Annotated in this window: 12 protein-coding genes; 9 read left to right on the forward strand and 3 right to left on the reverse strand. The window is 74.1% G+C overall.

The window, feature by feature from the left end; all coding sequences use genetic code 11:
- Positions 1–322 precede the first annotated feature (322 nt).
- Positions 323–1,153 carry a helix-turn-helix domain-containing protein gene (locus ACFZCF_RS27770; RefSeq protein ID WP_391289591.1) on the reverse strand — a complete coding sequence of 277 codons (831 nt, stop codon included), beginning with the start codon at positions 1,151–1,153 and terminating at the stop codon, positions 323–325.
- Between the two features lie 134 nt (positions 1,154–1,287).
- Here ACFZCF_RS27770 and ACFZCF_RS27775 point away from each other — a divergent pair, with 134 nt between their 5' ends.
- Positions 1,288–2,484, forward strand: coding sequence for a Gfo/Idh/MocA family protein (locus ACFZCF_RS27775; RefSeq protein ID WP_388450369.1), 1,197 nt, complete (start codon positions 1,288–1,290; stop codon positions 2,482–2,484).
- 41 nt (positions 2,485–2,525) lie between these two features.
- Here ACFZCF_RS27775 and ACFZCF_RS27780 read toward each other — a convergent pair whose 3' ends face one another.
- Positions 2,526–3,326, reverse strand: a complete 801-nt coding sequence (locus tag ACFZCF_RS27780) for a helix-turn-helix domain-containing protein (RefSeq protein WP_391289593.1) — start codon at positions 3,324–3,326, stop codon at positions 2,526–2,528.
- Positions 3,327–3,470: 144 nt separating this feature from the next.
- Between ACFZCF_RS27780 and ACFZCF_RS27785 the strand changes: the two genes are divergently transcribed.
- Together ACFZCF_RS27785 and ACFZCF_RS27790 are read left to right on the forward strand one after the other, a co-directional pair.
- Positions 3,471–4,286, forward strand: coding sequence for a phytanoyl-CoA dioxygenase family protein (locus ACFZCF_RS27785; protein WP_391289594.1), 816 nt, complete (start codon positions 3,471–3,473; stop codon positions 4,284–4,286).
- Positions 4,283–4,627, forward strand: coding sequence for a hypothetical protein (locus ACFZCF_RS27790; RefSeq protein ID WP_391289596.1), 345 nt, complete (start codon positions 4,283–4,285; stop codon positions 4,625–4,627). The genes ACFZCF_RS27785 and ACFZCF_RS27790 overlap by 4 nt, the downstream gene beginning before the upstream one ends.
- Before the next feature lie 321 nt (positions 4,628–4,948).
- Here ACFZCF_RS27790 and ACFZCF_RS27795 read toward each other — a convergent pair whose 3' ends face one another.
- Positions 4,949–7,219, reverse strand: coding sequence for an MMPL family transporter (locus ACFZCF_RS27795; RefSeq protein ID WP_391289598.1), 2,271 nt, complete (start codon positions 7,217–7,219; stop codon positions 4,949–4,951).
- Between the two features lie 323 nt (positions 7,220–7,542).
- Here ACFZCF_RS27795 and ACFZCF_RS27800 point away from each other — a divergent pair, with 323 nt between their 5' ends.
- The 6 genes from ACFZCF_RS27800 to ACFZCF_RS27825 all read left to right on the forward strand — a co-directional run bounded on the left by ACFZCF_RS27800 (position 7,543) and on the right by ACFZCF_RS27825 (position 14,870).
- The gene (locus ACFZCF_RS27800) at positions 7,543–8,835 is read left to right on the forward strand and encodes a histidine kinase (protein ID WP_391289600.1); all 1,293 of its coding nucleotides are present in this window, start codon (positions 7,543–7,545) and stop codon (positions 8,833–8,835) included.
- Complete coding sequence (locus ACFZCF_RS27805; RefSeq protein WP_388450381.1) at positions 8,832–9,509, forward strand: response regulator; 678 nt, start codon at positions 8,832–8,834, stop codon at positions 9,507–9,509. The genes ACFZCF_RS27800 and ACFZCF_RS27805 overlap by 4 nt, the downstream gene beginning before the upstream one ends.
- Positions 9,510–10,229: 720 nt before the next feature.
- Positions 10,230–10,727: a DedA family protein gene (locus tag ACFZCF_RS27810; protein WP_391289603.1), complete on the forward strand. Its 498-nt coding sequence runs from the start codon at positions 10,230–10,232 to the stop codon at positions 10,725–10,727.
- A gap of 128 nt (positions 10,728–10,855) precedes the next feature.
- Entirely contained in the window at positions 10,856–14,167 is a 3,312-nt protein-coding gene (locus tag ACFZCF_RS27815; protein ID WP_391289605.1) for a DEAD/DEAH box helicase, read from the forward strand.
- A gap of 88 nt (positions 14,168–14,255) precedes the next feature.
- Positions 14,256–14,474 carry a hypothetical protein gene (locus ACFZCF_RS27820; RefSeq protein ID WP_388450387.1) on the forward strand — a complete coding sequence of 73 codons (219 nt, stop codon included), beginning with the start codon at positions 14,256–14,258 and terminating at the stop codon, positions 14,472–14,474.
- A 15-nt stretch (positions 14,475–14,489) separates the two neighbouring features.
- Positions 14,490–14,870 (forward strand): fic family toxin-antitoxin system, toxin component, encoded by a 381-nt coding sequence (locus ACFZCF_RS27825; RefSeq protein WP_391289607.1) that lies wholly within the window; start codon positions 14,490–14,492, stop codon positions 14,868–14,870.
- Positions 14,871–16,128: the final 1,258 nt, after the last annotated feature.

Consider the following 16,128-nt stretch of genomic DNA (forward strand, 5'->3'; position numbering starts at 1 on the left):
AGGACGGCGGACGACGGCGCGGTGGGCTGCGCAACGTCACTTCACCGCGGAGCACGGGGACGCCGTCCGGCGACCGGTACGTCACCTCCGCGGCCAGCCCGGTCTCCGGGTCGTGGAGACGCACGGTCAGCGCGTGCCGGACCCCCGGTTCGCGGTCCCGCGGGCCGGGCGGCGGCGGTCGGTTGTCGAAGCGCTTCGCTCCCGGTCGTAAGGTAACGGAAAGGTTTCTTGAGAGACAAGGACTCCTCACGGGCGAAGCGATTCGACGACGCCGCACTTCACCGTCGTCGTCCGCTGTGAACGTGGGCCGTTCCCGGGTGGCTCAGAGCCCGCGGCCGTGTCGGAACCGCGCCGGGGTGGTTCCGCACGCGTCGGTGAAGACCCGGTAGAAGCGGCTGACCGAGCCGAAGCCGGCGGCCGCGGCCACCTGGCTCGCGGGAAGGTCGGTGGTCACCAGCAACCGGCGTGCCTCAGCGAGCCGGTACAGCCTCACGTAGTCGCCGATCGTGGTCCGCACGACCTTGCGGAACTGGGTCATGGCGTAGGTCGGATGGACCTGCGCCGCCGCGGCGACGTCCGCGACGGTGATCGGCTCGCGGAAGTGACGGGCGATGTACCGCGCCATGGACACCGCCTGGCGCAGGGCCGGATCGTCACCGGCGTGCCGACGCGCCGGATCGCCGACCGCAGCAAGCGCCAGGCGTCGGACGCGCGCTTGTATCTCCAGCATCGCGATGCGGTGCAGTTCCTCGTCGCCCGCGGCCAGGTCCGCGGCCCACTGGGTGAACTTCGCCGGATCGCTCGCGTCGGCACGGTCCGCGGGAGAGACCATCGGCACGCCCGAGAGCACACGGGCGAGGAGCCGCTGGGGCAGCCCCCAGGCGAGAAGCCGATCGAAGGGCACGTGCAGCCAGTGGACACGCGTCGCCCGGCTCGCCACCAACTGGTGGGGGATCGCGGCCCAGAACACGGCGAGGCCGCCCACCCCGACTTCGAGGAGTTCGCCGCCGTAGAGATAGAGCAACGAACCCCCGCCGACCACGAAGTTGATCTCCAGGTCGTCGTGCCGGTGCGCTGCCGCCATCAGGGTCGGGCGTCCGGACCAGCCGCGCAGAGAGGAGGGTTCGTCGACCAGGGCACCCTGAGGATCCAAGAAGTTCTCGCTTCGAAACGGTGCAGACATCGCGTGTACGCGGACCCTACCGTCATGGAGCGGTGCCGAAGCCCGCACCGTCGTGCGACCGGCACCGGCTCGGACCCACTCCTACGCTCTGATGGAGATTTCGCGTGTTCTCACTCGGCATCGTCGGAGCCGGCCAGTTCGCCGGCTCGTTCGCCACACTCTGGCGGCTTCACCCGAACGTCGGTGACATCGAGGTCACCGACCTGCTCCCCGAGCGCGCCGAGCGGCTCGTCGCCGAGCACGACCTCGCCGGCACGCTCCCCTCGTTCGAGGCCATGCTCGACTCCGATCTCGACGCCATCGCGCTCTTCACCCAGCGCTGGACCCACGGCCCCCTCGCCGTCCGGGCGTTGCGCGCGGGCAAGGACGTCTACAGCGCGGTCCCCATGGGCGTGACCGAGGCGGAGATCGCGGACATCATCGCGGCGGTCGAGGAGACCGGCCGGATCTACATGATGGGCGAGACGAGCCACTACCACCCGGCGACCGTCTACGCGCGCGCCCGGATCGCCGCGGGAGACTTCGGCCGGATCTTCTACGCGGAAGGCGACTACGTCCACGACATGGACTGGGGCTTCTACGACGCGTACAAGTACAGCGGCGGTGCGGACTGGAAGTCCACCGCCAGCTACCCGCCGCTGCTCTACCCCACGCACTCGATCGGCGGAGTCCTCGGCGCCTGGCGGACGCACGCCGTGAGCGTCTCGGCGATCGGCGTCCCGGACGAGCGCGGCGACGGCGTGTTCGACCGCGAGATCAGCCGGTTCGACAACGACTTCTCCAACGCGACCGCCCTGTTCGAAGTCGCGGGTGGCGGCAGCTTCCGCACGAACGAGTTCCGTCGGGTCGGATACATCGGCAAGGAGTCACGCTTCCGGTACTTCGGTACGGAAGCGGTCCTCGAACAACTCGGCTCGATCAGCCTGTGGCAGGACAAGAAGGGAGAGCGCGACGTCAGCGCGCACCTGCACCCCGCACCCACCCTCGCGCCGGACGACCCGGCGCTCTCCCACGTCGCCCCGGAACTGCGCGGCGCCTTCGCCTCCGGCACCGCGCCCGTCCACGACCGCTCCCGGCTCCCGCGTGAGTTCGCGCACGCGCCCAACGGTCACGAGGGCAGTCACCACTTCCTCGCCGACGACTTCGCCACCGCGGTCACGACACGGACGCCTCCGCCGCTGCACGCGTGGACCGCCGCCCGCTACACCCTCCCCGGCATCATCGCCCACCAATCCGCCCTCCGGGCCGGCGTGCGCCTCCCCATTCCCGACCACGGCGACGGACCCCGCGCCACGTCGTAGCCGCTCGACCACGGGGCGGTCGAGGCCGGGCCGGTCCGGGTCTACCGGGGCGTGCCGCCGCGCGGGGCGGGACCGGCGCCGCGGATGCCGCGCGGTGACGCCCCGAGTTCGCGGCGGCAGGCCTTGTTGAACGCCTGGAGGTCGGGGATGCCGACCGAGGCGGCGACGGCGGGGATGGAGAGCGTGGTGGCCCGCAGGAAGTGGCGTGCGCGCTCCATCCGGCGGGCCCGGATGTAGCCGACGACGGTTTCCCCGGTGGCGGCGCGGAAGAGCCGGGTCAGGTGGTTGTGGGAGACGCCGGCCGCCTTCGCGATCTCCGGGACCGTCAGGGACTCCGCCAGCCGCGCCTCGATCAGGGCCGTCGCGGCCGCCACCGCCGGGTGGACGGCGCGGTCGTTCCGCTCCCGCGGCGGAGTGAGCCGGGCGATCCGCCACAGGGCGGCCCACACCTCGGCGGTGGCCCGGGCCGGGGTGTGCGGCCAGGCGGTCAGCGCCTGCCGCAACTGTGCGGTGAGCGGGTCGAGTTCGAGTCCGGTGTGCTGGATGACGGGGACGCTCCGGGGTGTTCCCGCCGGGCCCAGGCGGAGGTGGACGTAGAGGTGTTCCGAGCGGCCCCGGTAGCGGTAGCGCACTTCGGTTCCCGGCGGTACGAGGCTGACCCGCCCGGGGCGGATCGCGTGTTCGGTGCCGTCGACCGTCAAGTCGGCGTCGTAGCCGTACAGATGGAGCTGCCACAGGTCCGGCAGCGAGAACACGTCCACCTGGCCGGCCGGGCCGTGCACGCCGATGCCGACGGCGGCGAGGGCGGGAGGGTGGTCGAGAGGGGCGAGGACCGTCTGCATGGGCAGGTGTTCTACCACGGCGGACGCGGCCGGCCGGCGGAGGCGGTCGTCGGCGTGCGTGGTGGAGGGCAGGGTGAGAATCGACCAGTGGAGGGTGAACGCGGCCCACGCGGTGCGGGGTGCCCGGCCCTAGCGTGGCCCGTCATGGAGAACAGGCGAGAACTGCTGGACTCGGTGCAGATGGCGCGCTTCGTGGCCCGTGGGTCACTGCGGCTGGACGCGGTGGTCCCGACGGAGATGAACGCCGAGGGCCTGACGGTACTGGCGGGCGGCGTGCCGCCGGTGCCGTACGGGACACCGCTGTCCGATGCGTACGCGAAGGGCTCGTTCGTCCGCAGGCTGCTGGAACTGCCGCGGGTGGCAGGGGCCCTGTGCAGCCTGGTCGGCCCGGAGCCGTGGGTGGACCACCACTTCGTGCACACCCGCGAGCCGCACGGAGGTGACGCGCAGGCGCTGCACGGGGACGCCATCATCGACGTCCGGCCGGACGCGTTCGACGTCCAGTTGATGTACTACCCGCAGGCCGTGACACTGGAGATGGGCGGGACGCTCAGCGTGCCGGGCAGCCATCTGCGGCGGATCAACGAATCGGACACCGGCCGCTACCAGAACCTCCGCGGTCAGGACAGGCTGGTCTGCCCGGCCGGCACGGTGGTGCTTCTGCACCACGGCATCTGGCACGGGGGCCGGCGCAACGACAGCGACACCCCCCGCTACATGTTCAAGATCCGCTTCAATCCCCGGGTGCGTCAACGACGTCTGTGGAACACCTCGGACCTGGACGACCCGCAGGTGAACGCGGAGCTGGACGCGATGTTCCCGTGGTACGAGGGAGCGACCGGCCGACTGGAGCGCTACAACCGCATCCTGCTGTGGCGGGAGCTGACCGGCGACGACGGCTTCGACCTCGACCGCTGGGTGACCAGGGTCTCCAACCGCCCGAAGGGGGCGGGGAAATGACGATCGAGGCGATCCCGCCCGCGTCGGCGGACAGCGAGGACGCCGCACCCCCGGTGCTGCGGCAGCAGGTGCTCGTGCTGTACCTGGCGAGCTCGGCGCTAGACTCCCAGGTCGTCGGCTGGTCGCGCTACGACGGCACCGGCCGCACCTCGCCCACCACGGGCGACAGCGACGAGCCGCCGTACGAGTCGGGGGTGGCCGCGCTGCGGGACGGCTGGCGGCTGTTCCAGGCCGCTCAGCTGATCCCGCCGTACCCGGGTCACGAGTACGACGTCTCCTTCCTCAAGCACGAGTTCTTCTTCGAACGGGTCGTCGACGCGCGGGCATGGACCGGGTCCTGACGTCGAACCGCTTCCCTCGACACGGGAGGTCGATCCGGTGGGTCCGCGGGACACGAGGGAGTTGATGGAGAAGTAGTTTCCCTGCGCTACCGGATCCGGCGCCCGCGCGGCCGGCACCGCCGGGAAGCCCACCGCGGACGGGGGCGGCCTCGGTGGAACACGTACCTGGACTTCATGGAGGCCGACAACGTCGAACCCGGCACCTACAGCCGGCACGACCTGCCGGGTGACCCGGTCGCCGACGCCGGCGACTCCGCGCGCAACGCCAGGATCCCGCTGGGCGGCGACGGTGACACCGGCCATGTCATCGTCGACCTCGCGTCAGGTGCGGTCGAGCTTCCTCGGACGGTCCGCGAGCGGTCGCGCCGACGGGGGTTCTTCCCGGTCGTGCGGAGCGAGCGGCTCCACGTCCCGCCCGCCCGCAGGCCGGAACGCGTCCTTCCCGCCCCGCGCCCCGCGCACCGGCCACCACATGCCCCGGCCCAGCAGCGCCGCGGCGGCCGGGACCAGCAGGAGCGACAGGACGAAGGCGGAGAGGAGGATGCCCAGGGCCGTGGCGAAGCCCAGCTGGCGGGTGGAGGCGTCCGCGTTCACCGCGAGGCTGCCGAAGGAGGCCGCGAGGACCACGCCCGCCGTGGCGATGGCCGGCGCCGTGTGCCGCACCGCGCGGGCCACGGCCGCGCGGACCGGGCCGCCGTCGGCCATCTCCTCCCGCAGCCGGTCGCTGATGAGGATGTTGTAGTCGGTGCCCAGCGCCACGACGAACAGGAACAGCACCAGCGGCAGGACGAAGTTGACCCCGGGCTCACCGCCGAGGTGCTGGAAGACCAGGGCGGAGGCGCCGAGCGTCGCCGCGAAGCAGAGTCCGACCGACAGCATCAGCACCACCGGGGCCGCCAGGCTGCGCAGCAGCACCACCAGGATCAGCGCGATCAGCGCCGCCGCCACCGGGAACACCGTCCGGAGGTCCCGGTCGACGGCCGTCGCCACGTCGGCGAACACGGCCGCGGTGCCGCCCACGTGCGCGCTCGTCCCGGTCGGCGAGGCCTCCCGCACGGCCTGGCGCACCGGTCCCGCCACGAGATCACGGGCCTCCTGCGACGAGGAGTCCACCGTCAGATACGTGTCCAACCGGGCGGCGGTGCGGTCGGCGCCGAGCACGGGGGCGGCCACCTCGCCCACCCCGGGCACCCGGGTCAGGGACCGGCGCACCGCCTCCAGACCGGCGGGGTCGAGCGTCCGGCCGTCGTCCGCCGTGACGTACACCGTCGTCGGGTCCGACACCCCCGCGGGCAGGGCGCCCGCGATCTCCTTCGCCGTCGCGGCGGCCGGCGTGTCCTGCGGGGTGCCACCGGTGCCGAAGTCCATGCGGACGCCCGCCACGCCGACCGCGAGAGAGCCGAGGAGGGCGACCGACGCCACGAGTACCAGCAGCGGACGCCGCGCCACCAGCTCGCCGGTACGGGCGGCCGTGCCGGACCGCTCGGCCTTCGACAGGTTCCGCGAGGGCCAGAACATCTTCCGGCCGGTCACCGCCAGCAGCGCCGGCATCAGGGTCAGGCTCGCCACCAGCATCACGAGCACCGACACCGCCACCGAGGGCCCGAGCACCCGGAACTGTCCGAACGACGCCACGCCCAGCGTCGCGAACGCCGCCACGATCGTCAGCGCCGCCGAGGTCACCGCCGTGCCCACGCGTCCGGCCACGTCCGCGGCCACCACCCGGTGGTGTTCCTCCGGCCGCCGCCGCAGCTCCTCACGGAAGCGGAACAGCAGGAAGAGGAAGTAGTCCACGCCGATGCCGATCAGCACCGTGCCGATCATGCCCGGGGTGCCCGGGTCCAGCTCGAAACCGGTCAGGAGGGCCGCTCCCACGACCGTGCCGATGGCGGCGCCGCCCACCACGGACACCGCGAACAAGGGGATGAACGCCGCCAGGACGCTGCGGAACACCGCCACGTTGATCAGCACGATCAGTCCGACCATCACGAGGCCGACCACCGTCTGCGTGGTCTCCTCCGCGTCGGCCCGGTCCACCACGTCGGCCAGGCCCCCGGTGAACCCCGTGCGCAGTCCGGCCTCGGCGAACTCCCGCTGGGCCAGGTCGTGGAAGCCCCGGTACACGGAGTGCATGCCCGGGTCGGTGGAGTTGCCCCGCAGCCGGACGCCGAGCAGCGCGAACGACCCGTCGGGGGCGGTCGTCACCAGGGCCACGCGCGGAACCTGCGAGTAGTCCTCGGAGATCCCCCGTATCTGCTCCTCCGTCCACGGCATCTCCACGCGGGTGGCGCTCAGCCCACGCGCCACGTCCTCCACCCGCCTCCTGTCCGCGGCCTCCAGCGGCTTGCCGTCACGGCGCGCCACCAGCACCGTCACCGCGTCGGTGTCGGGCTCCGCGCCGAACTCCTCCCGGGCGACCCGCAGCGCCGCGGCCGCGTCGTACTCGGCCGGCAGGAAGCCGGCGCTGTCGGTGTGCGTCACCCGGAAGACCAGCGCTTGGCCCATGAGCGTCAGGAAGATTCCGAGCACTCCCCACACGGCGATGACCCGCCATGGTCTGCGGGTCGAGAAACCGGTCAGGGCACGGATCACGGGAGTCCTCCAAGAGGGGTACGGGCGAGGGGAGCCGCGGCGACCGCGCGGGTCCGCCGGGCTCCCCGTGCCGGCTCGTTTCCGGCACCCGTCCAGCACATCAGCGGCCCGCGGCCCCCACCTCGGAGCCGGGGAGGAGAAACCGCCTGGGAGCACGGGCCCGCCCGGCCCGGCCCCTGGGAGCCTGCTCCTGGTCCCGCCTCCCTCCCGGTCCCGACGCCCTCCGCCCCGTACACCGGCACCATGGGACACTCGGCGGACGAACCGCAGGTCACAGCCGCTGCGGCGACTCCGGGAGAGCGTGGATGGGCAGGGGGTCTGAGATGGGACGGCGCGCGGACGGAACGCGCCCCGGTGACCGGGCGGACGGAACGCGCCCCCGGCGGGACGGGGACCGGGGGGACGCGCCGGGCGCCGGGCTGCCGGACGAGACGACCGGGGCCCTTCCCGGTGGTGGGGCCGGGGCGGGGAGCCGGCGTGGAAGGCCGGCGCTGTGGAGCCAGCACGACGGGCTCGTCGCCGTCGGCGCCGCGGCCCTCGACCTCGTGGGCTTCACCGTCACCAGCCAGATGGACCGGGGCCACGTGCCGGTGACCGGCTGTCTGCTCGTGGTCGCCGCCGCCCTGTTCCTGCTGGCGCGCCGCCGCGCGCCCCTGTGCGTCCTCGCGTGCGTCCTCGCCGGGAACCTGGCGCTCAGTTGGTCCAACACCGTGGGTCAGCACTACGGGGCGGCCACCGTCGTGGCCCTCTACGCCGCCGTACGCCACCACAGGGCCGCGGTCGGCACGGCGGCCGTCGTCGGCTGCGTCGCGGTGCTCCAGTTCCCGCGCCCGGGACTGCCCGAGCCCTCCCTGATGGAGCTCGTCCCCAACGCGGCGTCCGCGCTGCTCGTGGCCGGCGCCGCCGTCGTGGTCGGGCGCTGGCAGCGCAGGGCCGAGACCCAGCGGCAGCTGCTCGCCGAGCGCGCCGTCTCCGAGGAGCGGCGCCGCATCGCCCGGGAACTGCACGACATCGTCGCCCACCACCTGACGACGATGCAGCTGCTGGCCGGAGGCGCCCGGGCCAACCTCGACCGGTCCCCGGAGACGGCCCGGGAGGCGCTCGTCACCCTGGAGGGCTCCGGCCGCACCGCCCTGCGCGAGATGCGCCACCTCCTCGACGTGCTCCGCGCCGGAGACGAGAACGACGAGGGCGAGACGACCGCACCGCAGCCCGGCATCGGAGACCTCGACCGCATCGTCGGGGACAGCCGCCGCGCGGGCCTCCCCACCACCCTCACCACCGACGGCGACCCGCGCTCGCTCCCGCCCGGTGTCGAGCTCACCGTCTTCCGCGTCGTCCAGGAGGCCCTCACCAACGCCCGCAGGCACGCGGGCGACGGCGCGCACGTCGACGTGCGGCTCGCCTTCGCCGCCCACGAGGTGCGGGTCACCGTCGTCGACGACGGCCCGCGCCCCGGCCGTCCCCCCGTACGCGGCTCGGGCCACGGGCTCATGGGGATGCGGGAACGCGTCGCCCTCCACGGCGGCACCCTGCGGGTCGGGCCCGAGGGCGAGGGGTTCGCCGTCCGGGCCAGGCTCCCGCTCCCCACCGACCGTCAGGAGGCGTACGCGTGAGCGCGACCGTGAGAGTACTCATCGCCGACGACCAGCCGCTCGTCCGCCGCGGCCTCGCCCTGATGCTCGCCCCCGAACCCGGTTTCCAGGTCGTGGCCGAGGCCGCCGACGGCGCCGAGGCGGTCCGTCTGGCCCACGAGCACCGGCCCGACGTGGTCGTCATGGACATCCGCATGCCGGTCCTGGACGGCATCGCGGCCACCGAGCGGCTCACCGCCGAACTCCCCGACTGCCGGGTCCTGGCCCTGAGCACCTTCGACATGGACGACCACGTGGTGGGCGCCCTGAGGGCCGGCGCCTGCGGCTTCCTGCCCAAGGACATCTCGCCCGAGGACCTCGTCGCCGCCCTGCGCGTGGTCCGCGACGGCGAGGCGATCCTCGCCCCGAGGCTCCTGACCCGGCTCATCTCCCGGCACGTCACCGCCCCGGACCGCCGGACGGCGCCCCCCGAACCCACCGGCGCCGAAGGGCTCACGCCCCGGGAACGGGAGGTGTGGCGCCTGATCGCCCGCGGCGCGGACAACACCGAGATAGCCGACCGGCTCGGCCTGAGCGCCTCCACCGTCAAGAACCACATCACCGCCCTCTTCGCCAAGCTGCGGGTCCGCGACCGCGCCCAAGCGGTCATCGCCGCCTACGAGACGGGCCTCGTGACGGCAGGGCGGGAGACCTGAGCCACCGGACCGGGACGGAGGCCGCCGCGCGACTCGCGCCCGGCCGGATCGGGGTTGGCCATGCCACCGACCCCGGCCGCCCCGGGACGGCGCCGCGTCGCCCGCGCCGCCGTGGCCGCCGTCCTGGCGATCCCGGGCGCCCACCGCTGGAGGCCGCGGCCCCCTGAGACGCGTTCCGCCGTTCGGTTAGGGTGGCCTATGTCGGCAGAGACGGAACGGGCAGAGGCGGACCGCAGGTGAGAGTCGGAGAGCGGGATCGTGGCCGTCATCGGCCCACCGGGGCCGACCACCCCGGCCACAGCCTGACCGCCGACCACCCCCGGCACGGGGTCCCCGCCGGCCGCGCCCGATACGGCGTTCCCGTCGCTCGCGTCCGGTACGACGTCCCCGTCGCTCGCGACCGCTACGGCGTCCCCGTCGGCCGCGCCCGGTGCGGCGTCCCCGTCGGTTGTCCCCGGCGGAGCAGTACCGGCGTCGGCGCCCGGTGCGGCGTCCCCGCCGGCCGTCCGTCGTGCAGCGTCGCCGACGCGTACGCCCCGCACAGCCTCCCTTCCGGCCGCCTCCGGTACGCCCCTTCCTCCGGCCGCCCCCGACACACCCCCACGGCCCACCGCCCCGGACCCACCACGGCGCGACGCCTCGCTCCCGCGAGGGCGGGACGGGTCGGAGGGGGCACCAGGACCGCGGGTCTCCGGCCACCGACGCACGGAACGAGGCGGCATGGATAAGGTCGCGCTCACCGCCGGCGCCCTGTACGTGATCGTGCTGCTGCGCGCCGGAGGGACGTTCGCCGTCGGCTGGCTCGCCGGCGCGGGCGCCCGGCGCAGCCGGTTCGCCGGGCGGATGTCCTCGGCCAGGTTCCAGCGCGTGGAGCGGGCGATCCAGCGGTGGGGCGCGCCCGTGGTGGCCGTCTCCTTCCTGACCGTCGGTTTCCAGACCGCGGCCAACTTCCTCGCGGGCAGCATGCGCATGCCGCTGCCGCGCTACCTCCCCGCCCTGTTCCTCGGCGGAGCCGCCTGGGCGGTGCTTTACGCGACCGTCGGGCTCGGGGCGCTCGAAATGCTGGGCAGGGTGTTCGCCGGGAGTACGACGCTCGGCGTCGCCGTGGTCGCCGCTCTGATCCTCGGCGTCGTCGGCGCCGTCGCGTACCGCAGGTCGAAGTCCGCGCGGCCCGTCGGCGACGCCGAGACCGACGGCCCGGCCGCCCACGAGGCCTGAACACTGCCCGCTCGCGCCTTACCCCATTCCCCTTCCGTCCCGCGCCTCCCCGCCTTCCCCCTTCCCCCGCCGCCCCGTCCCGGTGAAATCGCCTGCGGGCGATGATCATGGGATGCGAGAGTCTCGTCATGCGCAGCGACGAGGCCGACGTGCAGGGTTCCGTCATCGACCTGGTCCGGGAACGCTGGGGGGTAACGCCGGGCGGTGAGTTCCCTGAGCGGTTCACCGAGCCGGGGTGGAGCTACGAGGCGACGGTCGAGCGCCCGTGCCCCGACTGCGCCGGCGAACTGCACGCCCTGCGCCGGCCGTACGAGTCCCAGGGCCGGACCTACCGGTACACGGCGCTCGTCTGCCCCGCCTGCCCCGCCGCCTTCACCCTCGCGGACCTGGGCGCGAAGCGCTACGACGAACTGACGGGCACCGGGCGGAAGCCCGCGCCACGGCGTACCGCCCGCCGGGAGGGTGAGCCGGCGCCCACCGTGCTCGTACGGCTCCGGGTGCCGGCGCAGCAGCGTCCGGAACCCGGCCCGGGCTGGCCGGAGGACCTGCCGGAGCCCGACGCCACCGAGCCGCGCGCCCTGCTGTGGTGCAAGGTCGCGGATCCCGGTTGGCGCCCCTCGGAGGCGGCGCTCACCGCGGCCGAGGACGTGCGGGTGATCCTTCCCGACGGCCCGGCGTACGCGCCCCTGCGGGCATGGCTGGCGGAGCGGGGCGTCCCGTACCGCGTGAGCCGCTACTGGGAGGAGACCGGCCGGGTCGGCACCGTCTCCGACACCGGAGGCCGTACGGACCTGGTCGCCGTCGCCACCGAGGGCGCCGCCCCCGCCGCAGGCCCGTGGGCGGCGGCGGCCAGGGACGCCTTCGCCGCCCAGTGGGACGCCCTGGAGGACCTCCCGGACGTCGACGGTGACGCCCGGGCCGTAGCCGGGGCCGGGGAAGCGGCTGGGGCCGGAGCTGGGGCCGGAGCTGGAGCGGGGGTCGAAACCGGGGCCGGGGCCCGGGAGGGGGCCGTGGCCGTGGCCGGGCCCGAAGAGAGTGGAGCAGCCGGAACGTACGTCCCCGTCGCCGACCTCGTGCCGGCCGACTGGGCCCGCCTGCTGCCCCACCCCACCTTCAACCCCATGCAGGCCGCCGCCGTCCCCGCCGTCCTGGAGGACACCGGACACCTGGTCGTCGTCGCCCCGACCGGCGCGGGCAAGACCCCGGTGGGGATGGTCGCCGCGCTGGAGGCGCACGCCCGGGGCCGCAAGGCCGCCTGGCTCGTGCCGCAGCGCTCCCTCACCGACGAGCTCGACCGCGAACTGCGGCTGTGGCGGAGCCACGGGCTGCGGGTGGTGCGGCTGACCGGCGAGTCCGCCGTGGACACGGAGCTGATCCGCTCGGCCGACGTGTGGGTGGCCACCACCGAGAAGTTCGAGGCGATCTGCCGCACCGGTTCGCTGCGGGACGCGCTCGCGGAGGTCGGCTGCCTCGTCGTCGACGAGATCCACCTCCTCGGCGACCCGAAGCGCGGAGCCGTCCTGGAGGCGCTCCTCACCCGCGTGAGGGAGGACGGCACCGCCACCCGCATCGTCGGCCTCTCGGCGACCGTCGCCAACGCCGACGAGGTCGCCCGCTGGCTCGGCGCCCGCCTGGTCCGCACGGCCTGGCGGCCCACCCGCCTCACCTGGCAGCTGCCCCTCCTGCCCCCGGTCGACGCGAACGACCGGGCGGCGCGGGCCGCCGTCCGCACGGCCGCCGCCGTGCGCATCGCCCGGCAGGTCACCGAGGACGGCGGCAGCGTCCTCGTGTTCTGCGGCAGCAAGCGCGCCGTGCGGATCACGGCACTCGCCCTCGCCGCCGACCGCGGCGTGCCCACCAGGGGCGTGGACGCCGACGACGCCGAGGCCGTGGAGCGGCTCTGCACGAAGGCCGGGGTACGCCTCCACTACCGGGACTGGCCCTACAAGCACGAGGCCGAACGGGCCTTCCGCGCCCGCGAGGCGGAGGTCCTGGTCGCCACCTCCACCGTCGCGGCCGGCGTGAACCTCCCCGCCCGCGCGGTCGTCGTCCGCGACACCACCCTCGGCCTCGACCGCGTCGAGGTGTCAATGGTCCAGCAGATGTTCGGCCGCGCCGGGCGCATCGGCGCCGGGGAACGCGAGGGCTGGGCCTTCCTCCTCACCGATCCCGTGGAACGGCCGCACTGGCAGGCCCGGTTGGTCGCCGGGTACGCCGTACGGTCCCGCCTGGACGAGCACCTGGCCGACCACCTCCTCGCCGAAGCCGTCCAGGAACGGGTGTCGACCGTCGAGGAGGCGGAACACTGGTGGGCCGGGACCTTCGCCGCGCACCAGGGACACGACAGCGTCGAACCCCTGCACCACGCCGCGCTGTTCCTCACCGCCGCCGGCTGCCTGCGCCCCACCGAGGAGGCGGGCCATCTGGAACCCAGCGCGCTCGGGCGACTGACCAGCCGCTTCATGGTCGACGCCGACACCGCCCACGACCTGGCGGCGGCCCTGCGCCGGGCACCGGTCCCCGACGGCCCGCTCGCCGCCGAGCGGCTGCTCACGGCCCTCCTCTGCGCCCACCTCCCGGCCCTCGTCCAGGCGCCGTTCACCGAACGCGCCAAGGCCACCCTGCGCAAGGCCCTGCGCGAGACCGAACGCGAGGACATCCCTCCCGCCGGCCTATCCGACGACCCGTGGGGGCTGGGCCCGGTGGGGGAGGACCCGGCCGGCGACGACGACGAGTCCGGAGAGCGCGCGCGCAGGACCGAACCGGGCGACCACGCCCGCGCCGTCCTGCTGCTCGCCGCCACCCGCCCCCACCTGTTCCGCGACCGACGCCCCTACGTCCTCGGCATCCCCGTGGACTCCATGACCGGCATCCTGGACGAGGCCGAGCGCTATCTGGCCTGGCTCGGCGCACAAGGCCCCCTCGGCACCGTCCACCCGTGGGCGGGCGTCGTCGCCGCCGACCTCGCACCCCGCATCCGCTGGCGCGCCCTGGGCCCCGGCCGGGGCGCCGGACGGCTCCTGTGGATGTGCGAGCGCATGGCCACCGCCCCGCTCGCCTTCGACCTCGTCCCCCGCATGTGGAACGCCGCCCGGGCCCGGGGCATCGACGCCCCCGACTGGCCCGGCACCACCCCGCCCTCCGACTGCGCCCTGCCCTCGGAGGCGTACCGGTCCCTGCTCGCCGAACGCGCCACCGGCACCCGTCTCACCGTCGACGACGACACCGTCCGCGTGTCGGCCCCGCCGGGCGCGGTGATCCGCCTGTGGAACGGCGCCACGACCTCCCTCCACCATGCCGACGCGGAAAGGACCACCTTCCCCCTCCCGCCCGCCGACCCGTCCGACCCCTCGGCGGGACGCCGCGGCGCGGCCGTCTTCACCCGCGGCGACCGGCTCGCGGCGGGCTGGCTCGACGCGTACGCGGCCGTGCGCCCGTGACGTCCCCCGCCCTGCCCGCCGCCCCCGAAGCGGACCCGGATCGTCAGGAAGCCCGGCCCCCGGGCCCCGGGGCCGCTACCGTGGGGGGATGCCACGGGAAATCCGCATCGAGATCAGCGACGACGCGTACGAGGCGCTTCAGCGGGCCGCCGCCGAGCGGCACCTGGCGGCCGAGGACTACGCCGGCGACGTCCTCCACGCCGACCTCACCCGCACCCGCTTCATCGAGGGCGCCCGCTCCTTCGTCCACGAGCACGGTGACGCCTTCGCCGCCCGGTACGGAGTCCGCCCCAGCGGCGCCGCCTGACCGGAGGAGCGGCCCGTGACCGTCCACGTCGACCTGGCCTGGCTCCTCGGCATCGCGCAGAAGATGATCCCCAGCGATCCCGAGATCACCGACTGGGGCTCGCTCGAAGCCGCCCGCGCCCGCCATGCCTTCCACGTCATGGGCACCCCCGTCTACGACCTGCCGCACCACCGCGCCGCTGCCCTCCTCCACCAGCTCGTCCGGGTCCCCGCCCTGGAGCACTCCAACGAGCTCTTCGCCGTCGCCGTGGCCGCCGCCTACCTCCACGCCTCCGGCCACCCCGTCGACGTCACCAGCGAGGACGCCTTCGACCTCGTGGACCGCGTCCTGACCGGCGAGGCCGACGCCCGCGAAGTCGCCGCCACCCTGAAGGCCTGGGCCGCACCGGACTCCTGAGCCCCTGCGGATCGAGAACCGCCCGCCCCCGGGAGGGCCACGACGACAAGAAGCACCCTCCGGGTCCGACACGGCGTCGCAGCCGCCACGGAATTCCGCAGGGGCCGTCGCCCGGCTCGCGCGCGTGACGTCGACGAGAGCCCGAGGACCGAGGACCGAGGACCGAGGACCGAGGACCGCGCGGTGAACCGCGTCGGCGCCGGCCATGACTCCCCGGTCCTCGCCGGGGCGTACCCGTTCCTGCCGCGCAGCGCCGAAGGCGGCGACCTGCTCCTCAGGCGAGTGGTCCGCGGCGACGGGAGCGATACCGATCCGCTCGCTCCAGTCCAGCGCCACCTCCCGCACCACACCCGGTACCTCGCCCTGCTGACAGGGCAGCGTCGTCGTCCTCGTCGCCCCACTGGTCGGCGTCGCCCCGACTCCACGACCGCCCCACCGACGACACCCCCTTCGCCCCGCCCCGCCCGCCGTCGCCGTCGGCGCGGACTCCGATCGGTTCGCCCGCGGGCAGCGCCGACGACCGGGCCGTGTCAGGCCGGGCAGGGAGGAGAGAGCCGAGGGCGCCCGCAGCGGTGACCACACGACACCAGCACCGCCCCACTGGAGTTGCCCGTGCCGCCGCCCGGACCGTCCAGCGCACGGCACCCAGGAGCTCCCCGTGCGGTGGCCCATGCAAATGGCGAACGTCCCTGAGCCCCGCGTGAACGCGTCAGCTACGCCTGCCAGAGCGGCAACCTCTTGACCGGCCCCGCCGCCGAGAAGCAGCTCCCCGTCGTCGCCTCCGTCGCAGGAGGCAGCCGCCGCGCCACGAGCCGGACGACGTCGCCACCCTCGTCACCACGTGCGGTCGCGACCCTGTGGCGACGCTCGCCACCGAGCGGGGGTTGACATGCGTTTTCCCGATACGTAATGTCCTCCGGGTTGTCCGACGTGAGCACCGACTCCGGTCGGCCCCGGACAGCCGCTCCGCAAGATCCGCACCACCTGCCTGTCGGCCGCGATCCGTCGCGCCGTCGTGCTTTTCGTGCGCGTCAAACGGAATGTGGATTCGAAACCCTCGATTCGCATCGGGGGCGGGGAATCCGCTAAAGTCTCACTCGTCGGAACGGCCCGAAAGGCCGGAAAGACAATCCCCTCCGACGGGGAATCGGACGCCGAAAGGGTCTGATAGAGTCGGAAACGAAGGAAGCGCCCGGAGGGCCTGGAAACAGGAACGAAGGAAGCGTCCGCACCTTGAGAACTCAACAGCGTGCCAAAA

It is taken from the genome of Streptomyces sp. NPDC007945, from assembly GCF_042958885.1.
GTDB lineage: Bacteria > Actinomycetota > Actinomycetes > Streptomycetales > Streptomycetaceae > Streptomyces.